Source organism: Acinetobacter sp. XH1741 (assembly GCF_041021895.1).
GTDB lineage: Bacteria > Pseudomonadota > Gammaproteobacteria > Pseudomonadales > Moraxellaceae > Acinetobacter.
In genome coordinates, this window is the sequence record NZ_CP157428.1 from 1396281 (window position 1) to 1420389 (window position 24109).

Sequence of the window (24109 nt, forward strand, 5' to 3'; positions counted from 1 at the left end):
TTTTGATTAAACACAGTTTGTAAAGACCGACTTCATAGTTCTGGCATTGTTTGTCTAGGGCAATTTCTTCATGTTCTTATATCACTTAACAAGGATGTTGAAGACATGAAAAGGTCATTATTATTTTTAGGAATTTTAAGTCTAACTGCGGGAGCACAGGTTTCTGCTGCTGATTTAAGTTGGGGAGATCCCACTTTAGATTCAGGTCAATTTAAAGTGTCTGGGGCGGTACGTTCCCGTTATTTACATAAGGACTATGTAGTTGGGGCGAATGAAGGTTCTCAAAATGATGATTGGCGACTCACAGATATTAAATTAGTTTTAGGTTATGAAAATCCAGATTGGATTGCAGGTTTAGATGCCCGTTGTTATCAATATAACCGCTTGTGTGATGCAATTTTTCTAAAAAAAGCATGGGCAGGTTATAAGCTATCTGACCAGCAAAGAATTACAGTAGGTTTACAGCCTGTTGATTTTGGCTTTGGAGAGTTTTGGGGAAGTAGTTACTACGAAACGCTTTTAAATACGGTCGGTTTAGAAGATATAGATAATTTAGGCATTAAATATAAATTTGCAGATGATAAATATAATTTGACCTTAGGTTTCTATCCAACGGATGGAGGAAATTATAAGGGGACTTCAAAGGACTCAAGTCGATATAGTGGAAATTTTGTTGAAGCTGATGATTTGGCTACAGGGACTAATATTAAAGAAAAGAATATGTGGATTGGCCGAGCTTCTAGAAAATTTGAATTAGATAAGTCTCAGAAATTTTCGACAGAGCTGGGTGGTTCAGTTTGGTATTCTGATTTAGAAAATAAAAGAACAAATGTAGATGGACATCGTAAAACATGGAACGTCTTTGCTCAAACGCAATATCAAGCTTGGCAATGGATGTTTTTAGCAGGTAAGCAAGACGTCACGAATGGCGATAATTTGTTTCCTAATAGCTCAACCATTGGTGCATTTGATTATCCATACCAAGTCGCTAACAAGGGTAAATATTTGGTTAATGAAATTAATTACACCTTTGCTCAGCCATTCCATCAACTTACCAATATTAAGCCGTATATCTCTCATAGCCGCTTTTTTAAAGATGAAGATGGCTATAAAGACTCTGAACGTTTAATTGCCGGAGTTTATTTTAATTACAAGGCCATTGGTATTCAGGGTGAATATATTATGAGTAAAAATGACCCAATGGTCGGTGGTGGAGCAAATGGTCTTGCACAAGGCAGCAGTAATGAGTGGGATAAATTATTTTATCTTTCAATTGGATATTATTTCTAAAATTTAAAAGTAATCTATTGCCCTAAGTGAATAAGCCTCACTTAGGGTATTTTTTATAGAAATACTTTTTCAGGTGGAGGTTCTCGTTTAACTGCCGGAGAGACGAGTTGTCCACGGTTTAGATTCTGGACATGCTGTAAACGATTAAGTAATTCATTTTGAATAAACAAAATACAGGTTTGCAGTTTAGATGAGCTTTTGAGTCGTGATGGATAAACCGCCCAAATATCTGCATCTTGCCAATATTCAGGCAAAATATGTTGAAGTTGTCCTGTAATTAATTCATCTTCCACATCCCAGATTGAGCGGAAAATAATACCATGGCCCTCGATAGCAAGCTGATGGATAATCTCGCCGTTATTTGAAACAAAGCGGGGTTTGATATGCACGGAGACATCTTCAGAAGCATGCCTAAATTTCCATAGGACAGATGATTGGTCGCGCTCACTGATCGTCAAGCAATCATGTGATTGCAAATCTTCAATACTGTCTGGTACGCCGTGTTTAAGTAAATAACTTGGCGCTGCACATAAAATCCGAAAATTAGAAGCTAACTTTTTCGCGATCATATTTGGTGCTATTTCATTACCAATTCTAATATCCAAATCAATACTGTGTTGAATCAGGTCTTTGGTATTGTCGATGGTGTCAAAATGAATCTGAAGTTTTGGATAAAGCATCATTAATTTAGACAGAATAGGGGCGATATGTTTTCTGCCAAAACCAAAACTGCTAATAATATCCATACGACCTGTAGGTGTACTTAGCGGGTTATTCACCAGTTCACATACTTCATCAAATTCTTCAAGAATATTTGAAACCCTCTCAAGGATAAGTTTCCCATCTTCTGTCAGGCTAACATGACGTGTGCTGCGATGAAAAAGTTTGCAGCTTAGAGTGTTTTCTAAAATATTAATTCGCTTGCTAATAAAAGCTGGCGATGTCCCGAGTTCCTCAGCAGATTCGACAAAACTTTTCAGCTTCGCGACTGTGCAAAAAACCTTAAGATCCGATAGGTTAGGTAGATTGTTCACGATCCGTGTCCATTGGAGTGATAGTTCCGTTGTTGATCATTTTCGCTTAAAACATCATGTTAAAGCTATACAAGGATATTAGTCGAAGGTGTAAAGGAAGCTTATGGCAAAAAGATATAAAGTTGCCACGATTGCAGGCGATGGCATTGGTTTAGAAGTTCTACCAGAAGGCATTAAGGTTGTAAAGGCAGCGGCAGAGAAGTATGGCATTGAGCTTCAACTCGATGTATTCGACTGGGCAAGCTGCGATTATTATCTTGAACACGGCAAAATGATGCCAGATGACTGGTTTGAAACCTTACAAGGCTACGATGCAATTTATTTTGGTGCTGTAGGCTGGCCTGATAAAGTTCCTGATCACATCTCGCTTTGGGGGTCTTTACTTCAGTTCCGTCGTCGCTTTGATCAATATGTAAATTTACGTCCAGTGCGTCTAATGCCAGGTGTGAAGTGCCCATTAGTGGGTAAAAAACCAGGTGATATTGACTTTTATGTGGTTCGTGAAAACAGTGAAGGTGAATATTCAGCTATTGGTGGTAAAGCGTTTGAAGGTACTGATCGAGAGTTTGTACTTCAAGAAGCAGTATTTACTCGCCATGGCGTAGACCGTATTTTGCGTTACGCATTTGAGTTTGCAAATCAGCGCGAAGCGAAAAAAATTACAGCAGCAACCAAATCAAATGGTATTGCTGTCAGCATGCCGTATTGGGATGAGCGTGTTGATGAGATGGCAAAGCAATATCCACAAATACAGGCAGATAAGCAGCACGTTGATATTTTAGCAGCTCGTTTTGTTCTACAACCTGAGCGTTTTGATGTGGTTGTAGCATCAAATTTATTTGGCGACATCCTTTCTGATTTGGGTCCTGCTTGTACTGGAACCATTGGTTTGGCCGCTTCAGCCAATTTAAACCCTGAAAGAAAATTTCCATCATTGTTTGAACCTGTACATGGTTCAGCACCAGATATCTACGGTAAGCAAATTGCCAATCCAATCGCTGCAATTTGGTCGGGTGCCATGATGTTTGAGTTCTTTGGTGAAGAGGATGAGCGCTGTATTCAAGCTGGTCAAGACATTATGCAAGCCATTGAAAATGTATTGATCAATGGGCCAAAAACAGCCGATATCGGCGGTCAGGCAAAAACTTATGAGGTAGGAGATGCAATTGCATCGTGTGTAGCCGAAATTAAAATGGACGTGTTCGCTATGGAATAACGCCATCCAAAAATGGATGTATGGATATGGATAACCAAAACTCAAAAATTTATACGGATAAGGTACTTGCCGTAACCAGCTTGCTGTTTGTGTTTGTCTCAGTTGCTGGTTTGGCGATTTATTCGCAAGAATCGATAAAGCTTGCTGCAACATGGATGCAGTGGACAACATCGATGTTTACAACACCCGTATTATTGTTCGCTTTCTTAGCTATTATTTTTACTTTTGGCCTAGCCTTTAGTAAATACGGCAAAATTAAACTGGGTGAGGGAAAGCCTCAATACAGTACGATGTCATGGATTTTCATGTTCATCTTGTCGGGTATCGGTTCATCAACACTCTATTGGGGGTTCCTTGATTGGGCGTATTACTACCAGACGCCGGGTCTAGGTTTATCACCAGAATCAGCTGATGCCTTGAAATACAGTGTGGCTTACTCTTTTTTCCACTCGGGTTTAAGTGCATGGGCAATTTATGCTTTGGCATCAATTTCTTTATGCTATAGCTACCATGTTAGAAAAAACAAAGGTTTAAGTCTAGCTTCTGTGATTGAGGCAGTGACGGGTTTTAAATCAACAGGTGTGGTTGGACGTTTAGTCGACCTTATGTTCCTGCTTTGTATGTTTGGCGCCTTGACCATTTCGTTGGTACTTACCGCTGTGACATTTACCAATATTTTGTCTCAGCTTACAGGCATCCCAAATACCTTTATGACTAAAGTCATCATTATTTTGGGTGTTTCTGTTCTGTTCGCACTAAGTTCTTATGTGGGTATGGATAAAGGCATGCAGCGTTTAAGCCATTTGGTGTGCTTAGGTGTGGTGTTATTTGCAGTTTATGTGCTGTGCTTTGGCCCAACGCAATTCATTTTGAATAATTCACTAATGAGTTTTGGGTTAATGGCAACCAACTTTGTCGATATGAGCCTATTTACTGACCCGATGGGTGATGGCAAGTTTACTCGTGAATGGACTGTTTTTTACTGGTTATGGTGGATTTCCTATGCACCGGGTGTGGCGCTGTTTGTAACTCGTGTTTCTAAAGGTCGTACCATTAAAGAAGTGATCTTTGCCATGGTGATTGGTGGCAGTGTTGGCCTCTGGTTTATCTTTGGTGTATTTGAAAACTACAGTGTATATAGCTTCATTCATGGGGCTGTAAATGTGCCACAAATCTTAAGCCAACAAGGTGGTGAGGTTGCGATTGGTCAATTACTTAGTCTGTTACCTGCTGGAAAGCTCATGATGTGGATTTTCCTTGGCATTATGGTGGTGTTCTTGGCAGCACACATGGATGCAGTAGGGTATGCAGTTTCAGCAACTTGTACACGTGGTTTAAGTGAAGGACAAGATCCATCGCCAAATGCTCGTCTGTTCTGGTGTGTCATGCTGACTTTGGTTCCAATTGCCATGATCTTTAGCAAAGCGCCTTTGGACACCATGAAAACAGCGACCATTGTGACGGCTTTACCATTCATTGTGATTATTTTGATTCAAACCTACGGTTTAGTGAAATGGCTGATTCAGGATTATGCCAAAGTCCCATCGCATTTGATTGAACAACAAGGTTATGATGATGCGGAAATTGGTTTAAACCAGTCTCAAGATGAACATGCAAAAAGGATGCAGCTTGATCTTGCAAGCTCAATCAAACTGGACAGAAAAACCAGCTAGAGGGAATGGTAATGACGACATGTGAACAGAACACTTATGCCTTAAGTGAAGAAATGCAAAGCCTCGTGTATTGGAGCAGCATTTACTCACCAGCAGATGCAGATATCGACTCAATTCGTGCAGCATATGATGCAATGTGTCGACACTACACTTTGCCACGTGATGGCAAGATCGAAGTCGAAGATCGATTTGTTGCAAATCAAGAGCATCAAGTTCCTGTTCGCGTGTATTTACCAAAAACAAATCGACCTGATTCAGGTTGGCCATGTGTGTTGTATTTCCATGGTGGTGGCTGGATGGTCGGCGGGCTTGATTCACACGAATTTATTACAAGTTATCTCTGCCAAGATTTGAGTGTTGCGGTCATTAGTGTGGATTATCGCATGGCGCCAGAGCATCATTTTCCAGAAGCTTTTGAAGATTGTTTGGCAGTTTATCAATGGCTTAAACAGTATGGTTCAACTTGGCAGATCGACAGCGAACGTATTGTTTTGGCAGGTGATAGTGCAGGCGGTAACTTGGCAACGGCCCTTGCAGTGGAACTACAGCATAGTGGCTTGCAAGCGCAAGGACTGGCATTGGTTTATCCATGCTTAAGCACTGCACTTGATACACCATCTGCACAAAAGCATGCATATGCACCGTTACTCACAACGGAAGATATGCACTTTTATTTAAAGGAATATGCACCGAACTCACAAGATTGGCTGGATTTACGTCTAGCGCCTTTATTGGCAACTGATTTTTCAGATATGCCTATGAGTTTCGTAGCAGTAGCCGAATATGATCCTTTAAGTGATGACGGTTATCTCTTTACCCAAAAATTGGAACAAGCAGGCATCCCTAACGAGTTCCATTTAGGCAAAGGTTTATTACATGGCAGTTTACGTCTCATGCGTGATTGCCCAGAAGTTCAACATTTATATCAAAACATGCTTGGTGCGATACGTCGCATGTTTGGAAATGTTGAAAAAACATCAATTTAATATCGAGTCATTTGGACGAAAAGAATTTAATGGAGTAAGAACATGAGTGCAGTTGAAAAATTACCTGAAGATTTTTGTGCAAACCCAGATGTTGCATGGACTTTCCCTAAAGTTTTTTATACTTCATCACAAGTTTTTGAGCACGAAAAAGAAGCAATCTTTGCTAAAAGCTGGATTTGTGTTGCACATGGCAGTGAGTTAGCACAGCCGAACGATTATATTACCCGTAAAGTAATTGGTGAAAATATTGTCATCATTCGTGGTAAAGATAGTGTTTTACGCGCGTTTTATAATGTGTGTCCACACCGTGGTCATGAGCTTTTAAGTGGTAGCGGTAAAGCAAAAAATGTAATTACTTGTCCATACCATGCTTGGACTTTCAAGCTAGATGGTAGCTTAGCTTTGGCACGTAACTGTGACCATGTTGAGTCTTTCGATAAAGAAAACTCAAGCATGGTGCCTTTAAAAGTTGAAGAATATGCTGGCTTTGTTTTCATTAATATGGATGAAAATGCAACTTGTGTAGAAGATCAGCTTCCTGGTTTTGCTGAGCGTTTAAATCAAGCATGTAGCGTGATTAAAGATTTGAAACTGGCAGCACGTTTTGTGACAGAAACTCCGGCAAACTGGAAAGTGATTGTTGATAACTATTTAGAGTGTTATCACTGTGGACCAGCGCATCCTGGTTTTGCCGATTCTGTTCAAGTTGATAAATACTGGCATACCACACATCAAAACTGGACACTACAATACGGTTTTGCCCGTTCATCAGAGAAGTCATTCAAACTTGATCCATCGATAACAGATCCAGAGTTTCATGGTTTCTGGACTTGGCCTTGCACCATGTTTAACGTACCACCCAGCAGCAATTTCATGACGGTTATCTATGAGTTCCCGGTCGATGCAGAAACGACTTTGCAACATTACGATATTTACTTCACGAATGAAGAACTGACTCAAGATCAGAAAGATTTGATTGAGTGGTATCGGAATGTATTCCGTCCTGAAGATTTAAACTTGGTAGAAAGTGTACAACGCGGTTTGAAATCACGTGGTTATCGTGGTCAAGGTCGTATTATGACTGATAAACAACGTTCAGGAATTAGTGAGCACGGTATCGCTTACTTCCAAAACCTAGTAGCGCAGCATCATAAATAAAAACAAATGGATTTATTCAGGTGTAATGATGAATTACACCTGATTCTTCAGTTAGGAAGATGATATGTCGAGTTTACAAAGCACTGAATTATTTCAGCAACAAGCCTATATTAATGGGCAATGGCTAGCTGCACAATCGAATGCGACGGTTCCGGTAAGTAACCCTGCAACAGGCGAAGAAATTGGCACAATTCCAAATATGGGAGCGGCAGAGGCGACTCAAGCAGTCGAAGCTGCTTATACTGCTTTACAAAGTTGGAAAGCTTTAACGGCTCAAAATCGTGCAGATATTTTATTAGCTTGGTACAAACTGGTTCTCGATCATACCGATGAACTTGCTTTGATTATGACTATTGAGCAAGGTAAGCCTTTGGCAGAAGCGAAAGGCGAAGTACGTTATGCTGCATCATTTATTCAATGGTTTGCCGAAGAAGGTAAGCGCATTTATGGCGATGTGATTCCGACCGTAAATAACCAACAGCGTTTCATTATTAGTAAAGAACCTGTAGGGGTCGTGGCTGCGATTACGCCGTGGAATTTCCCAATTGCAATGATTACCCGTAAAGCAGCTCCAGCTTTAGCAGCAGGATGTACGGTTGTCATTAAGCCAGCAAATGAAACACCTTATTGTGCTTTAGCGATTGCAAAGCTTGCAGAAAAAGCAGGTATTCCGGCTGGTGTGATTAATGTCGTTACAGGTAAATCTCAAGAAATTGGTTCGGTATTTACTTCGCATGAAAAAGTGAAGAAATTAACCTTTACTGGTTCAACTCCAGTGGGACGCTTACTCATGCAGCAGTGTTCGAGCACCATTAAAAAATTGGCGCTTGAATTGGGGGGGAACGCGCCTCTGATTGTGTTTGATGATGCCGATTTGGATAAAGCTGTACAAGGTGCGATTTTTGCCAAGTTTCGTAATGCAGGCCAGACTTGTGTTTGTGCTAACCGCATTTATGTACACGACAATATTTATCAAGCTTTTGCCGAGAAGTTTGTACAAGAAGTACAAAAATTTAAGGTCGGTAACGGTCTGGAAGATGGCGTGCAAATTGGCCCATTAATTAATGAAAAAGCAGTGTTAAAAGCACAGCAGTTGATTGATGATGCAGTCAGTAAAGGCGCTAAAGTCGCTTGTGGCGGTAAACAGCATGCTTTAGGACAAACGTTTTATGAGCCATCAGTTTTAACTAACGTTGATCGTAAAATGGAAATTGTCCAAGAAGAAATTTTTGGCCCAGTCGCACCACTTATTCGTTTTACAGATGAAGCAGATGTCGTTGCTCAGGCTAATGACACCATTTTCGGTTTGGCAGCTTACGTTTACAGTGAAAATATTTCACGTTTATGGCGGGTGTCAGAACAACTTGAATATGGAATGGTCGGTATGAATGCCACAGCAATTTCAAATGAAGTTGTACCATTTGGTGGCGTAAAACAATCAGGTGTCGGGCGTGAAGGCTCAAAGTATGGTCTTGAAGAGTTCATGACTATTAAATACATGTGTTTAGGGCTTTAAGGATAAGCCCTAACAACAAGAAAATGCGGTAAAAGAAGGATTCTAATATGGCTAGTCATTATGAAATGTTCCCAGCGGTTGTTACTCATGTGGAACAGCTAACCCCTTTAATCAAACGGTTTACGTTCAAACGTCAAGATGGGCAGAACTTTCCTCGATTTAGTGGGGGAAGCCATATTATTGTCAAAATGAATGAGCAGCTTTCAAATGCTTACTCATTGATGAGTTGTACGCAAGATCTATCGACTTACCAAGTCTGCGTTCGTAAGGACGTGGAAGGTAAGGGCGGTTCGGTTTTTATGCATGATCAGTGCAATGAAGGCTGTGAAATCCAGATTTCAGAACCAAAAAATTTATTCCCTTTAGCTGAAACAGGTAATAAACATATCTTAATTGCAGGTGGAATTGGTATTACACCATTCTTACCTCAAATGGATGAGCTAGCAGCACGTGGTGCTGAGTATGAATTACATTATGCTTATCGCTCACCTGAGCATGCGGCTTTGTTAGACGAGTTAAAGCAGAAACATGCCGAGCATGTATTTAGTTATGTTGACTCAGAAGGTTGTGCACTGAATTTAGATCAACTCATTTCATCACAGCCTAAAGGTACACATGTCTATGTATGTGGTCCTAAACCCATGATTGATGCGGTAATTGACTGTTGTAATAAGCATCGTTATCGCGATGAGTACATTCACTGGGAACAATTTGCTTCAACAGTGCCTGAAGATGGGGAAGCTTTTACAGTTGTACTTGCCAAGTCTAATCAGGAAATTGAAGTACAAAGTAACCAGACAATTTTACAAGCCATCGAAACATTAAATATTGATGTGGAATGTTTATGCCGAGAAGGAGTGTGCGGTACATGTGAAACCGCTATTTTAGAAGGTGAAGCAGAGCACTTTGATCAATACTTAAGTGATGCAGAAAAGGCTTCGCAAAAGAGTATGATGATTTGTGTATCGAGAGCAAAAGGTAAAAAGCTCGTATTAGATCTCTAATACATTTCTGTGGCCGATCAATTGTTTAACATATAGATTTGCTAAAAAATGAACAAATAATAATGATCTGAATTTTATTTGTTCATTTGGTGGGCATTAAGAGTTTTGAGCTATTGACCTGCTATACAGAACTATAGATAATGCGCACACAGTTTACGGCTATGTAGCTCAGTTGGTTAGAGCACCGCACTCATAATGCGGGGGTCACAAGTTCAAGTCTCGTCATAGCCACCATTTTAAAAACCACGCTCCTGCGTGGTTTCTTTTTATCTATTTTTTACTCATTGAAATGTTTTTCGATCATATCGAGCGTTTTTGCACTTTGATAAAAAGGTGCTAAGAGGGCTTGAAGTAATGGTTCTAAAATACCGTGTTCATTGAAGGCATCCATGACTTTCGGATAAAAACGTAGAGCTTCTGTTTGTAAGTCGCTTTCGGTTAATCCAATCTCACTTAATACTTCAAATAAACTCTGGTCTTTATAAAAGTCATAAAAGACTTCGACACCATACAAAATTAGATCTTGCATAAATGGCGATTGACGTAATTCTTTCCAATATTCATAAATTAAAACAAAGAACTCTTCAACATCGAGAGGAGTTAACTGTTTCATAAACTCATACATCTTTTTATGTCTAAGATCTTCCCACACATGACGTACTAGACTTTCTATATCGTCAGTCGATAAAAGACTTAGTTCTGTGAGTTGTTCATGAATAAAACTGGCAATCCACGTCTCAAGCTTATGTTCAATACGTTGCTGTTGTAAAAAAGAGAACTTTTTGAGTTTATGTTGCCACTCAAAGTGATAGTCATTCACTCGAGATGCACTTAGAAATTTTGGTAATTTTTGTTCTAAGGTTGAGGTCGCAATATATTGGCAAAGCTGCTGAACAGAAGGGCTGGTTCTTAAAAACTCATTCAGATAATGAGGAATATGTTCCATTTCCAAAAATTTGGAGAGCCACATTTCAAATTGATGATCAGATACCAAGTCTTGTAGCTGAATTGGTGATTTCATGGCAGATAAATAAATACGCTGTGCAATTTCCCCAATAAACTCAAGCAGGCCTGCACCGAGCTGCATTTCAAAAGCATAGCGTTTCACAACGGCTTGTAATTGTTCTAATTCAACAACTTCATAAAGTTTGATTTCATCGGCATGTTGCATAAAAAGTTGAATGAACTGCCGAAAATAAATAGGTGAGTTTTCTATAGATAATTGTTTTTTGAAAAATTCCACCTGCTCAAGCAAAAGTGCTTGAGCAAGTGCTGTGGTTTTTGATGAGTTTTTCTGCTCAGTCATTCGCTGTCCAACCGTTGACAATCGGATAACGTCGTTCACGACTAAACGCACGAGAAGTAATTCTCGGGCCAATCGCACCTTGACGACGTTTATATTCATTACGATCAACTAAACGGATGACTTTTTCAACAACTTCTTTATCAAAACCTTTGGCAATGATATCGGCCTGACCTAAATCTTCTTCAATATATGCATAAAGGATGGCATCCAATACATCATAAGCTGGTAAAGAATCTTGGTCTTTTTGATCTGGACGAAGTTCTGCTGAAGGTGGGCGAGTAATTACGCGCTCAGGAATTACTGGGGTTTCACTTAAGCTATTACGGTATTTTGCTAGTTCAAACACGATTGTTTTATAAACGTCTTTTAGAACAGCAAAGCCACCGACCATGTCACCGTAAAGTGTACAATAGCCAACTGAAAGTTCAGATTTATTACCTGTAGAAAGCACTAAATTGCCAAACTTGTTTGATAAGCCCATAAGCAAGGTGCCGCGAGCACGCGCTTGTAAATTTTCTTCAGTCGCATCAGCTGGTGAATTGCCAAAGAAAGGATAAAGCGTTTGCATGAAGCTATTTACGATTGAGTGAATCTCAGCAATACCGAAAGTTACGCCCATACGACGAGCTTGTTCTGCTGCATCTTCTACACTAATTTGAGAGGTATAAGTATATGGCATCATTACGGCTTGGACTTTTTCTGCACCAATTGCATCAACAGCAATAGCAAGTGTCAGGGCAGAATCAATACCACCAGAGAGACCTAAGATTACACCAGGGAAACCTGAGCGCTCGACATAGTCACGTGTTGCCATGACTAAGCCTTGATAAATCTCTGCAAAAGTTTCTAATGCTGGAGCAGACTCGATAACTTTATAAAGTTTTGTGTCACGGTCAAATTCAGCAATATAGAGGTCTTCTTTAAAGCTTGGCGCTTGTAAAGCAATTTCACCATTTTGGTTGCTGACAAAGCTCGTACCATCAAAAATTAAATCGTCTTGTCCACCAACTTGGTTGACATAAACAATATTTAAATGAAGCTGTTTTGCAAGCTCACTTAATGTTTGTTTGCGATGCTGTGGTTTACCTACTTCGTATGGAGACGCATTAAGCACAAGTACAGTATCAACATTTAATTGGCTTAATTGTTTTACTGTATTGATTGACCAGATATCTTCACAAATGAGTACACCAAACTTATGGCCTAAGTATTCAAATACTAAGTGCTGATGGCCTTTTTGGAAATAACGCTTCTCATCGAAAACGCCATAGTTTGGCAAGTTATGCTTATTGAAGACGCCCAGAACCTGACCATCTTTCATAACAGCAGCAGAATTATAACGTTGGCCATCTTCAGTTTGGTTTACGAAGCCGAAAACCATCACAATATCTTTAACTTCGCTAAGTTGAGCAAAAGCTTTTTGCATACGTTTATTTAAACTTGGACGTAACAATAAGTCTTCAGCTGGATAACCAATCACAGAAAGCTCAGGAAAAATAATCAGGTCAGCGTCTTGTTTTTTCGCCTGATTTGCTTGCTCAATCATCTTTTGGGTGTTTGAGTCAATATTGCCAATATGCGGAGAAAACTGAGCAAGGGCAACTTTAAAACTTTTCATTCAAACCTAATCCTAGATCATAACGAATATAAATACACATAGTGTTGATTTTTATGAATATAATTTTTCAACGATGTGTATATCACGATAATAAACAAGTAAAATAGTAAACAAAAATGTCAAGATCAATAATATATACCAATCACATATTTTCTGCGTAAAAATAACGAGATTTTCTGTATACAATAGAAACAAGCTTCATTATTTTTATTGTTTGTATACTGCCTTAACACTCCAAAATTTGGAATAAGTTTTTATACTTATTTTCAATAATTTGACATTAATAAACTCAGATCTCAACTTTATTTTCATATTTTTTTGTTTATAACTTTTCTGTTGGTAAGTTGGCAAAAAAGTTACGTTGAAGGCAATTTTGATTATTTAGTTACAAATCAAAGTGAGGCGAACAAATAATATTTGGAAGCTTTCCTGAGCAAATATCTCGAGCAATTTCACCTTGTTGTTCAATATTGTAAGACCTAAATGCTTTATCAGGATGATAAGTGTATTTATAAGGATTGTAATATTTAAAGCTCAGATAATAGGCGGATTGCAGCAAAGCACCTTTTAGTAATACATGAATACCTTGTTGGTATTGCAGAACATGAGTCAATTCATGAATAAAAATACCTTGTATGAATTTAGACTCTAGAGCGTAATTATTACTGTAGTCAGAAATATTAACATAAATATTTCCATTTGGAGCCATCAAAATTCCATGCGATTGCCAAGGTAAGTAACGAGTAGCAATAATTTTAGGGCGTTCGCAATCAAGCAAATTGCCAAAAACCCTTTGCGCTAAAGCCTTTTCTTCAGGCGTAAGAAATCGAATCGGATAGCTTTTTAGGTGACGAAGAATAAAAAGAGTGAAAATAATAAATTGTCGATCTAGGACAAGTTTAAAAGCGTTGAGAGTGAACATAGTTTTGCTATTAAATAAGTTCATCTATTTGTTTAGCAGCATACCACACATCAATTATGTTGAAAGATAGACACAATGAGCGACTTTCATTTCTTACGTGACGATTTGACTGTTTTATTTGGCAAAATTTCCGCTTTTAATATCATCATAGGCTTGTAAAATCTCATCATAAGTATTCATTACAAATGGGCCATGACCATTCATTGGTTCTATAATTGGCTGTCCTATTAGAATAAGAAATTTACAAGTTTGTAATGCAGTAATAGAAAAATTCTCTCCCAAGTTTGACATTACTGCTAGGCCTTGTTCTTCTAAAACTTCTTCATCTTTTTGAAATTGTGCTCGGCCTGATCGTAAATAAACTAAAGTTGTTTCACCAGATTGAGCAGGGAAGGTTGCTTGTTGACCTGCATGAAGCTCTACATCTAGCAGTTTAATTGGAGTGTGAGTAAGTGCAGGGCCTTTAATGTTGTTAAACTGACCCGCAATAACTCTTACAAATCCTGCCTCATTTTCAAGCTTTACTAAGGGTATTTCAGTTTTCTTTAAACTCTGATAACGCGGAGCATTCATTTTGTCTGCTGCGGGTAAGTTTACCCATAGCTGAATCATCTCAAAAGCACCACCAGATCGAGAAAATTCTTCACTAAACAATTCGCGATGAATAACTCCCGAAGCTGCGGTCATCCATTGCACATCACCAGCATTTATGAACCCACCTCCACCAGATGAATCTTTGTGCTCCAATTCACCTGCATATACAATTGTGACAGTCTCGAATCCACGGTGTGGGTGATCATTAACTCCTCTGCGTTTACTCGAAGGTACAATTTTTCCGGGGCCTAAATGGTCGAGCAGTAAAAAGGGTGAAAGGGTATTACCTAATTCATGATAAGAAAAAACAGAAAGAACAGGATAAAAATCACCAACTGCAAAGCGTGTATCATTACGATGAATGAAAGCCAGACTTTTCATGATTTATCCTTACTGTTTATTGAATTTATAAAAAATAATAATGTGTTTTTATAAGCATGTACTATGAAGAGTCTAAAAGTCGTTCGCTTAGAATAATAAATTATGAATAGGTTGAGTCAGTGAGGAGAATAAAAGAGTGGAGATAAAAATCTTAGATAATAAAAAACCCCAGTTAGAACTGAGGTTTTACGACAACTAAAATCACAACCGCAAATAAAATCAAGGTTGGCATTTCATTGAAGAAACGCCAGAACTTATGCGATTTGTAGTGAGCATTTCCGATGAGCTTTTTACGATAGTAACCACAAACAAAATGGTAAACCACCAATAAAGCCACTAATCCAACTTTGAGGTAAAACCATGTTGCTTGATGATAATGTCGAGTTGCATCACCCCAATCTACAAGGAAATGCGCGGTAATTAATGTGGCAATCATAGACGGCCACATAATACCTCGATACAACTTACGTTCCATTACCTCAAAGCGTTGATGACTTGCGGCATCGTCACTCATAGCATGATAAACATATAGACGTGGTAAGTAGAACAAAGCAGCGAACCAACAAACCACGGCAATAATATGTAATGCTTTTACCCACAAAAAAGCATCAGAAGGTGCATCCATCGATAATCCTACGTGGGATTATGCATCCCACTTTTTGAAAATAAGGCAAGCGTTCACACCGCCAAAGCCAAAACTGTTACTCATTACAGTATTCAATTTTGCATCACGTTTTTCAAGTACGATATCAAAAGGTTTTGCGCCTTCATCAAGCTCAGTTACATTGATGTTTGGTGCGATGAAGTCATTTTGCATCATTAGAACAGAGTAAATAGCTTCTTGAACACCAGCTGCACCTAAGCTATGACCTGTCATAGATTTAGTTGAACTAAGCGGAGGTACTTTACCTTCACCAAATGCACGTTCCATTGCTTTAAGTTCTGTAATGTCACCAGCTGGTGTAGAAGTACCATGTGTATTTACATAGTCAATTTTTTCTACGCCATGCTGCTTAGCTTCTTCAAGTGCCATCAATACACAGCGTGTAGCACCTTCACCACTTGGAGCAACCATGTCTGCACCGTCACTGTTTGCAGCATAACCGACTACTTCAGCTAAAATATTTGCACCACGTGCTTGTGCGTGTTCAAGTGACTCAAGTACTACGAAACCACCACCACCAGCAATTACAAAACCGTCACGGTCTGCTGAATATGGGCGAGAAGCTGTTTCTGGAGTATCGTTATATTTTGAACAAAGTGCACCCATCGCATCAAACAATAAGCTTTGAGACCAGTGATCTTCTTCACCACCGCCAGCAAGCATAAGATCTTGTTTGCCAAGTTGAATAAGGTTGTACGCATAACCAATTGCATCTGCAGAAGTTGCGCAAGCACTTGTAATAGTATGAGCAATACCTTGTAGTTTAAATGCAACACCAACGTTTGCCGTAATGGTGTTTGACATATTACGTGGTACAAAGAATGGGCCGACTTTACGTGCGCCTTTAGTTTCTAATAATTCTGTCATTTCAACAACAGATGCAGTTGAACCACCACCTGAACCACCTGCGATACCATAACGTGGGTTACCACCAAGTTGCTCAGGAGTCAGTCCTGCATGTTCAACCGCAGCTACAGCAGCATTGTAAGCATACATCGCACATACGCCCATGAAGCGTTTTAATTTACGGTCAATATGATCAAAATCTTGATCGGCAGCAGCGCTTACATGGCTCTTAAAATTGAGTTCAGCATAAGTTGGGTTAAAACGTGTCCCGGAGATTCCATTTTGAAGTGAGTGAGTAACTGCTTCTAAAGAGTTACCGATACATGAGTTAATACCCATACCAGTGATTACGACACGTTTCATCTACAGGTCCCTTTATGGTGATATTTAAAGTCTATGAACATGAACAGCTATTAACTAATAGGAGAATGTAGCTGTAAGAACATTAGACATATGTTTTCGTTGCTACCATGATAGCAGAAAGGTTTTTTATTTCTTATGGCAAATCTTTATGTCAATTTTGCATTTAAAAAAAATAACCAAATACACAGTATGTTGCATTTAGGGTTAACTAAAATACACACATTCAAGTTGAGATAAATCCACATTCCACCTAGTATTTATGTCTAATTAGATAAATTAAAAAATCGAGGTACTGGATGACAAAATTTAATAATAATCAATCTGACAATTTGTTTTCTCAGGTCTTCGGAGTGGCTAAAAAGCTCAGTTCTACTGGTTTAAACATCTTGCAACAAAACCAAATAGGTGAGGTTAGTAAGTTGGTTGAGCCACTTTCGAGTGGAAAAACAGTAGAGGGTAATGCTAGAAATAAAAGCCCATTTGAAGTGGAACAGTATGAAAGTCCACAACAAATGCTGCGTGAACATTTGCCTAAAGTTACTCGTCAGGTGTTTGGCCGTCATTTTAGAAAGGTCAATGGTATTGCTACATTTATTTCACCTGACTGGAATGAAAAAATATCAAGCTACTTATTTGATTGGCTGAATGATTTTAGTTCAAAAAGTACACTCACTGAAAAAATTTTAGAAGAAGCAGGGGCTAAAGACTTATTTGAACTGACAAAAGATACAGCACGCTCTCAACGTTTAAGTCAGGCCCTTATTGAACAGAATAAACTGATTGCGACCATACAAGGTGCGATTACTGGTGTATCTGGTATGGCAGGTGCAGCGATCGATATCCCTGTATCTTTAGTCCTAGTTCTAAGAACAATTTATCAAACAGGGCGATCACACGGCTTTGATTTAACCGAAGCAACTGATCAAGATGTGGTTGAATTTATTTTTAAAGAAGTTGATATCAGCTTAATTGCAGAAAAGCAGACAGTGCTTTTGGCGTTAAAAGCTTTACGTAATATGCTGGAAACTCAAGATGTTCAACAATTTCAGCAAGTACTAGGTTCTTCAAATGATATTGAAACCTTGAAAAGCTGGTTAGTTGATGAAAATGGCGAGTTTAAATGGAACTGGCTAAATAAAGTTCCACAGCTTGCCTCTGTTGGAAAGTTTACGCCGGCAGTAGGGGCAGTTCTTAGTGCTGTTTATAGTTGGAAGTTACAAGAAGATGTTGGCCATAAGGCTCAAGCTATTTTTGGGGCTGCACGACATTATTTAAATGAGCACCCAAGTGAGCATTTATCTCCTCTTCAAGCCTATTATGCTGCTGTGACTTTAATTCAGAAGGCGAGTCCTCGTCTTTTAAATGTAGGTGAAAATGGTAGTGTTCATGCAGCTCAGCATCACAAAATTGAAAATCATGACGTCATTTCAAAAGTGTCGGTTGTTGTTAAGCCAGCTACCTCTAAAAAGAATGAAGAAAAAGTTCAAGAAAATGTTCATCAAGGAATTGAACAGCTTGCCGAAAAACACGTGGTTGAGCATGAACATAGTGAACAAAAGCCAGCATTAGAAATTGAAAATGATGATGCTGTAGAAGATCAGAAGTACTCTTAACAATACAATTACAAAGAGTTGGTTTGAAAACTAAATTTCATCCCTATTTAAATTTGTAACTCACCCTGTCAAACATTGATATGGTCAACATTTGGTGATTATTGCCATGTTGACCATTTTTGCATCTTAGCTTACAATTATGTGCCCTTAAAAAGAGGTGTTTTCTTTTTAAGGTTTTTTAATAACGGGAGAATTGCCATATGGCAACAACGAATCAGTTGATCCGTAAGGGTCGTACGACTTTGGTTGAAAAATCCAAAGTTCCTGCGTTGAAGGCTTGTCCACAACGTCGTGGTGTTTGTACACGTGTTTATACAACTACACCTAAAAAACCTAACTCAGCTATGCGTAAGGTTTGCCGTGTTCGCTTAACTTCAGGTTTTGAAGTATCTAGCTACATCGGTGGTGAAGGTCATAACCTACAAGAGCACAGTGTTGTTCTTATCCGTGGTGGTCGTGTTAAAGACTTACCAGGTGTACGTTACCATACCGTTCGTGGTTCATTAGACTGTGCTGGTGTTAAAGATCGTAATCAATCACGTTCTAAATACGGTACTAAGCGTCCTAAGAAGTAATTCTAGGAAACTAGTCGAATAAGCCCTTTAGCGTTTCGCTTGTTTGAATTCTTCATAGATTTGTAATTCAAGCGACGTATAGTAAGGCCAGCGTCGTGTACATGACACTTGTACAAACTGCTGGATTATCCTGAAGTGTCATATAATTAGGTGTATTAAAATGCCAAGACGTCGCGTAGTCGCTGCTCGTGAGATCCTTCCAGATCCAAAATTTAGCAGCCAAACAATCGCTAAATTCATGAACCACGTAATGCAAGATGGTAAAAAATCGATTGCAGAAAGTATCGTTTACGGTGCTTTAGAACGCGTTCAAGAAAAAAATAAAGTAGACCCAGTTGAATTTTTCGAGACTACTCTTGAAAAAGTTCGTCCTATGGTTGAAGTAAAAGCACGCCGTGTTGGTGGTGCTACTTATCAAGTACCTATGGAAGTGCGCCCATCCCGTCGTACTGCCTTAGCTATGCGTTGGTTAGTAGATGCTGCTGCTAAGCGTTCTGAAAAAACGATGGCTTTACGTCTTGCTGGTGAGTTGCTTGATGCAGCTGAAGGTAAAGGTGCAGCAATCAAAAAACGTGAAGATGTGCACCGTATGGCTGAAGCTAACAAAGCCTTCTCTCACTACCGTTTCTAAGCGGATAAAACAGGCCTTAATCAGGAGAATATTCATGCGCACAGCAGCTCGATTCAACATTGCTCTCTATCAAAGTGGGGGCTTTGCAGGTATTTAAGTTGCCTGTTTGGATATTCGCGCGCATCAATTTAATTGGTGCGTCCTGTTTTAAATATAACATTTAGGAATGTAGACATCATGGCTCGCCAAACCCCAATTACTCGTTACCGTAACATCGGTATTTCTGCGCACATTGACGCAGGTAAAACAACTACAACTGAACGTATTTTGTTCTACACAGGTGTATCTCACAAAATTGGTGAAGTACACGACGGTGCAGCAACAATGGACTGGATGGAACAAGAGCAAGAGCGTGGTATTACAATTACCTCTGCTGCTACAACTTGTTTCTGGTCTGGTATGGCTAACCAATTCGACCAACACCGTATCAACGTAATTGATACACCGGGACACGTAGACTTCACAATCGAAGTTGAACGTTCTATGCGTGTTCTTGACGGTGCGTGCATGGTTTACTGTGCGGTAGGTGGTGTACAGCCTCAGTCTGAAACTGTATGGCGTCAAGCTAACAAATATAAAGTGCCTCGTTTAGCATTCGTGAACAAGATGGACCGTACTGGTGCAAACTTCTTCCGTGCTGTTGAGCAAGTTAAAACTCGTTTAGGCGGTAATCCTGTTCCTATCGTTGTGCCAATCGGTGCAGAAGATACGTTCCAGGGTGTTGTTGACCTTATCGAAATGAAAGCGATTATCTGGGATGAAGCATCTCAAGGTATGAAGTTTGAATATGGCGATATTCCAGCTGACTTAGTTGAAACTTCTCAAGAGTGGCGTACTAAGATGGTTGAAGCAGCTGCTGAAGCTTCTGAAGAATTAATGGACAAGTACCTAGAAGAAGGTGATCTTTCTAAAGAAGACATCATCGCTGGTTTACGTGCTCGTACATTAGCTTCTGAAATCCAAGTAATGCTTTGTGGTTCTGCATTCAAAAACAAAGGTGTTCAACGTATGTTGGATGCTGTAATTGAATTCTTACCATCACCTACTGAAGTTAAAGCGATCGAAGGTATCCTTGACGACAAAGATGAAACTAAAGCATCTCGTGAAGCATCTGACGAAGCTCCGTTCTCTGCACTTGCGTTCAAAATCATGAACGATAAGTTCGTAGGTAACTTAACATTCGTACGTGTTTATTCTGGTGTTCTTAAACAAGGTGATCCGGTTTATAACCCAGTTAAATCTAAGCGTGAACGTATCGGTCGTATCGTGCAAATGCACGCGAACGAACGTCAAGATCTTGATGAAATCCGTGCAGGTGATATCGCAGCGTGTGTAGGTCTTAAAGACGTTACAACTGGTGATACATTATGTGATGAGAAAAACATCATTACACTTGAGCGTATGGAATTCCCAGAGCCAGTAATTTCATTGGCTGTTGAACCAAAAACTAAAGCTGACCAAGAAAAAATGTCTATCGCTTTAGGTCGTTTGGCTAAAGAAGATCCATCGTTCCGTGTTCGTACAGACGAAGAATCTGGTCAAACAATTATTGCTGGTATGGGTGAGCTTCACCTTGACATCATCGTTGACCGTATGAAGCGTGAATTCGGTGTTGAAGCAAATATTGGTAAACCAATGGTTGCTTACCGTGAAACGATCAAAAAGTCTGTTGAACAAGAAGGTAAGTTCGTACGTCAAACAGGTGGTAAAGGTAAATTCGGTCATGTATATGTTCGTTTAGAGCCACTTGATGTTGAAGAAGCTGGTAAAGAATACCAATTCGCTGAAGAAGTTGTTGGTGGTGTAGTACCTAAAGAATTCTTTGGCGCGGTTGACAAAGGTATTCAAGAACGTATGAAGAATGGTGTATTAGCTGGTTACCCTGTTGTTGGTATTAAAGCTACATTATTCGACGGTTCTTACCATGACGTCGACTCTGACGAATTATCGTTCAAAATGGCAGGTTCTTATGCCTTCCGTGATGGTTTCATGAAAGCGGATCCTATCCTTCTTGAACCTATCATGAAAGTTGAAGTAGAAACTCCAGAAGACTACATGGGCGATATCATGGGTGACTTAAACCGTCGTCGTGGTATGGTTCAAGGTATGGACGATCTTCCTGGTGGAACAAAAGCAATTAAAGCAGAAGTTCCTCTTGCTGAGATGTTTGGTTACGCGACTCAAATGCGTTCTATGTCTCAAGGTCGTGCGACTTACTCAATGGAATTTGCTAAATATGCTGAAACTCCACGTAACGTGGCTGAAGGCATCATCGCTAAATTCCAAGCTGGCGGTAAAAAAGGTGACGACGAGTAATCTTTCGATTACTATAAGCCCTAACTAAATCTTAGTTGAAAACCAAGTGCTCATGGGGTGACCCTCCATGAGTAGTTAATAAAGGAAGATCATCATGGCTAAAGCCAAGTTTGAACGTAATAAACCACACGTAAACGTGGGTACAATCGGTCACGTTGACCATGGTAAAACAACTTTAACTGCTGCGATTGCAACTATTTGTGCAAAAACTTACGGCGGTGAAGCGAAAGATTACTCACAAATCGACTCAGCACCTGAAGAAAAAGCACGTGGTATTACAATTAATACTTCACACGTAGAATACGATTCTCCAATTCGTCACTACGCACACGTTGACTGCCCGGGCCACGCCGATTACGTTAAAAACATGATCACTGGTGCTGCTCAGATGGACGGCGCGATCCTTGTATGTGCTGCGACTGATGGTCCAATGCCACAAACTCGTGAACACATCCTTCTTTCTCGTCAGGTTGGTGTACCTTACATCATCGTATTCTTAAACAAATGCGACCTTGTTGACGACGAAGAATTACTTGAATTAGTAGAAATGGAAGTTCGTGAACTTCTTTCTACTTATGACTTCCCAGGTGATGACACTCCAGTAATCCGTGGTTCAGCTCTTGCTGCTCTTAACGGTGATGCAGGTCCTTACGGTGAAGAATCAGTTCTTGCACTTGTAGCAGCACTTGACTCTTACATCCCAGAACCAGAACGTGCTATCGACAAAGCATTCTTAATGCCAATCGAAGACGTATTCTCAATTTCTGGTCGTGGTACTGTAGTAACAGGCCGTGTAGAATCAGGTATTGTTAAAGTTGGTGAAGAAGTAGAGATCGTTGGTATTAAAGATACAGTTAAAACAACTGTAACTGGCGTAGAAATGTTCCGTAAACTTCTTGACGAAGGCCGTGCTGGCGAGAACTGTGGTGTATTACTTCGTGGTACTAAGCGTGAAGATGTACAACGTGGTCAAGTACTTGCAAAACCAGGTACAATCAAGCCGCACACTAAATTCGACGCAGAAGTATACGTACTTTCTAAAGAAGAAGGTGGTCGTCACACTCCATTCTTAAATGGTTACCGTCCACAGTTCTACTTCCGTACAACTGACGTAACTGGTGCAATCCAGTTGAAAGAAGGCGTTGAAATGGTTATGCCAGGTGACAACGTTGAAATGTCAGTAGAATTAATCCACCCGATCGCAATGGACCCAGGTCTACGTTTTGCGATCCGTGAAGGTGGTCGTACTGTAGGTGCTGGTGTTGTTGCTAAAGTAACTGCATAATCACTTTTCAGTGAAAAGAGCGCTCCTTTTGGGGCGCTTTTTTTATGTTTAATTGTTAGACAAATCATTTTAAAGCTGGCCTTAACTGATACTTCACTGTCCCTATTTGCACTTAAGCCTTTTGATTAAGTTTGTATGATAAGAATCAAGAAAATGAACAATAAAGTTTAAGTAACTCAGGTTACTGGCAAGGAGCTTTCACTATGAACGCTAAAGTAAATATCACGAATCGTGCAGGTGCAAGCTTTCCTGTACGTCGTATGAACTTCGATTTTAATGATGTACCAGAATACTGGATGAATGGCTCTGCTGGACTCACACATTTTATGACAGCATTGTCAGCTCTATTTCCTGCTGGTGAGAAGTTTTTTATTGATAGTGTACGTGCGGTACGTTATCACCCAGCAATTAAAGACAATGAAGAGCTACAAAAAGAAATTAGCGCGTTCATTGGTCAAGAGGCGATGCATACACAAGAGCATGTAAATTTTAATGCTTCTGCACAAAAGTTTGGTCATGATGTCGATGCGCTGGAAAAATTTACCGATACTGCTATTCAGACTGCGCGTAAAACTTTTGCAAAGATCGTAAAACCATTTGGTATGACGCAAGAGATGGTAGATTTAACTGCGACTACGGCTCTTGAGCATTTTACTGCAACGATTGCATCTCAGCTTTTAGTTAATACCCATATTCAAGAGCTTATGACAGATCAGACTATGTCAACCATGTGGTATTGGCATGCAATTGAAGAAAATGAACATAAAGCTGTTGCATTCGATGTTTATGAAGGTGTGTTTGGAAAGGGCGTAAAAGCTTATGCTTTACGTACAAGTTCGCTTGTATTTGCGATGGCACTTATTTTTGCTATTCAGTCTTCATTTGTACTGCGTCTATTAAAGCAAGACAATAAATTAAACTTAGATGAGTTGTCTGTCATTTACAAATATGGTTATAGCCCATCCAAAGGTATTATCACGGGTATGGCTAAAGAAATGTTGGCCTATTTTAAACCAGGCTTTCATCCAAATCATTTAGATACTGATGGTTTATTAAAAACATGGAAAGCTAAACTTGGTCTTTAATCCAAACCGAAGTTAAAAGGGCTGCAAATAGCC

General features: G+C 39.6%; 20 protein-coding genes and 1 tRNA gene. 14 read left to right on the forward strand and 7 right to left on the reverse strand.

What is annotated here, in order from left to right:
• The first annotated feature begins 105 nt into the window (after nt 1–105).
• Nucleotides 106–1290 carry a porin gene (locus ABLB96_RS06785; protein WP_348895883.1) on the forward strand — a complete coding sequence of 395 codons (1185 nt, stop codon included), beginning with the start codon at nt 106–108 and terminating at the stop codon, nt 1288–1290.
• 53 nt (nt 1291–1343) lie between these two features.
• On the opposite strand, the gene ABLB96_RS06790 is transcribed toward ABLB96_RS06785, so the two are convergent.
• Entirely contained in the window at nt 1344–2324 is a 981-nt protein-coding gene (locus ABLB96_RS06790) for a LysR family transcriptional regulator (protein ID WP_348895882.1), read from the reverse strand.
• A 103-nt stretch (nt 2325–2427) separates the two neighbouring features.
• Between ABLB96_RS06790 and ABLB96_RS06795 the strand changes: the two genes are divergently transcribed.
• The 7 genes from ABLB96_RS06795 to ABLB96_RS06825 all read left to right on the forward strand — a co-directional run bounded on the left by ABLB96_RS06795 (nt 2428) and on the right by ABLB96_RS06825 (nt 10111).
• Entirely contained in the window at nt 2428–3540 is a 1113-nt protein-coding gene (locus tag ABLB96_RS06795; RefSeq protein ID WP_348895881.1) for a tartrate dehydrogenase, read from the forward strand.
• A gap of 20 nt (nt 3541–3560) precedes the next feature.
• On the forward strand, nt 3561–5213 hold the full coding sequence (locus tag ABLB96_RS06800; protein ID WP_348895880.1) for a BCCT family carnitine transporter: 1653 nt from the start codon (nt 3561–3563) through the stop codon (nt 5211–5213).
• 11 nt (nt 5214–5224) lie between these two features.
• Complete coding sequence (locus ABLB96_RS06805) at nt 5225–6199, forward strand: alpha/beta hydrolase (protein WP_348895879.1); 975 nt, start codon at nt 5225–5227, stop codon at nt 6197–6199.
• A 42-nt stretch (nt 6200–6241) separates the two neighbouring features.
• Complete coding sequence (cntA, locus tag ABLB96_RS06810; protein WP_348895878.1) at nt 6242–7357, forward strand: carnitine monooxygenase subunit alpha; 1116 nt, start codon at nt 6242–6244, stop codon at nt 7355–7357.
• 64 nt (nt 7358–7421) lie between these two features.
• The gene (locus ABLB96_RS06815) at nt 7422–8873 is read left to right on the forward strand and encodes an NAD-dependent succinate-semialdehyde dehydrogenase (protein ID WP_348895877.1); all 1452 of its coding nucleotides are present in this window, start codon (nt 7422–7424) and stop codon (nt 8871–8873) included.
• Between the two features lie 47 nt (nt 8874–8920).
• The gene (gene cntB, locus ABLB96_RS06820) at nt 8921–9877 is read left to right on the forward strand and encodes a carnitine monooxygenase, reductase subunit CntB (RefSeq protein WP_216985552.1); all 957 of its coding nucleotides are present in this window, start codon (nt 8921–8923) and stop codon (nt 9875–9877) included.
• A gap of 157 nt (nt 9878–10034) precedes the next feature.
• Nucleotides 10035–10111, forward strand: a tRNA-Met gene (locus tag ABLB96_RS06825).
• A gap of 43 nt (nt 10112–10154) precedes the next feature.
• Here the strand turns inward: ABLB96_RS06825 and ABLB96_RS06830 are convergent.
• The 6 genes from ABLB96_RS06830 to ABLB96_RS06855 all read right to left on the reverse strand — a co-directional run bounded on the left by ABLB96_RS06830 (nt 10155) and on the right by ABLB96_RS06855 (nt 16571).
• Nucleotides 10155–11183: a hypothetical protein gene (locus ABLB96_RS06830; protein ID WP_348895876.1), complete on the reverse strand. Its 1029-nt coding sequence runs from the start codon at nt 11181–11183 to the stop codon at nt 10155–10157.
• On the reverse strand, nt 11176–12801 hold the full coding sequence (locus tag ABLB96_RS06835; RefSeq protein ID WP_348895875.1) for an NAD+ synthase: 1626 nt from the start codon (nt 12799–12801) through the stop codon (nt 11176–11178). The genes ABLB96_RS06830 and ABLB96_RS06835 overlap by 8 nt, the downstream gene beginning before the upstream one ends.
• 385 nt (nt 12802–13186) lie before the next feature.
• Nucleotides 13187–13747, reverse strand: a complete 561-nt coding sequence (locus tag ABLB96_RS06840; protein WP_348895874.1) for a hypothetical protein — start codon at nt 13745–13747, stop codon at nt 13187–13189.
• Nucleotides 13748–13837: 90 nt separating this feature from the next.
• On the reverse strand, nt 13838–14698 hold the full coding sequence (locus tag ABLB96_RS06845; protein ID WP_348895873.1) for a pirin family protein: 861 nt from the start codon (nt 14696–14698) through the stop codon (nt 13838–13840).
• Between the two features lie 172 nt (nt 14699–14870).
• Nucleotides 14871–15323 (reverse strand): protoporphyrinogen oxidase HemJ, encoded by a 453-nt coding sequence (gene hemJ, locus ABLB96_RS06850; RefSeq protein ID WP_348895872.1) that lies wholly within the window; start codon nt 15321–15323, stop codon nt 14871–14873.
• A gap of 18 nt (nt 15324–15341) precedes the next feature.
• Nucleotides 15342–16571, reverse strand: coding sequence for a beta-ketoacyl synthase N-terminal-like domain-containing protein (locus ABLB96_RS06855; RefSeq protein ID WP_309456556.1), 1230 nt, complete (start codon nt 16569–16571; stop codon nt 15342–15344).
• 296 nt (nt 16572–16867) lie between these two features.
• On the opposite strand from ABLB96_RS06855, the gene ABLB96_RS06860 reads away from it, so the two are divergent.
• From ABLB96_RS06860 to ABLB96_RS06885, 6 genes are all read left to right on the forward strand, one after another.
• Nucleotides 16868–18184: an EcsC family protein gene (locus ABLB96_RS06860; RefSeq protein WP_348895871.1), complete on the forward strand. Its 1317-nt coding sequence runs from the start codon at nt 16868–16870 to the stop codon at nt 18182–18184.
• 200 nt (nt 18185–18384) lie between these two features.
• Nucleotides 18385–18759, forward strand: coding sequence for a 30S ribosomal protein S12 (rpsL, locus tag ABLB96_RS06865; protein ID WP_002050319.1), 375 nt, complete (start codon nt 18385–18387; stop codon nt 18757–18759).
• A 160-nt stretch (nt 18760–18919) separates the two neighbouring features.
• On the forward strand, nt 18920–19390 hold the full coding sequence (gene rpsG, locus ABLB96_RS06870) for a 30S ribosomal protein S7 (RefSeq protein ID WP_001138055.1): 471 nt from the start codon (nt 18920–18922) through the stop codon (nt 19388–19390).
• Nucleotides 19391–19567: 177 nt separating this feature from the next.
• Nucleotides 19568–21706 (forward strand): elongation factor G, encoded by a 2139-nt coding sequence (gene fusA / locus ABLB96_RS06875; RefSeq protein WP_348895870.1) that lies wholly within the window; start codon nt 19568–19570, stop codon nt 21704–21706.
• A 94-nt stretch (nt 21707–21800) separates the two neighbouring features.
• Nucleotides 21801–22991 carry an elongation factor Tu gene (gene tuf, locus ABLB96_RS06880; RefSeq protein WP_369029906.1) on the forward strand — a complete coding sequence of 397 codons (1191 nt, stop codon included), beginning with the start codon at nt 21801–21803 and terminating at the stop codon, nt 22989–22991.
• Nucleotides 22992–23194: 203 nt separating this feature from the next.
• Entirely contained in the window at nt 23195–24076 is an 882-nt protein-coding gene (locus tag ABLB96_RS06885) for a metal-dependent hydrolase (RefSeq protein WP_348897776.1), read from the forward strand.
• Nucleotides 24077–24109 lie beyond the last annotated feature (33 nt).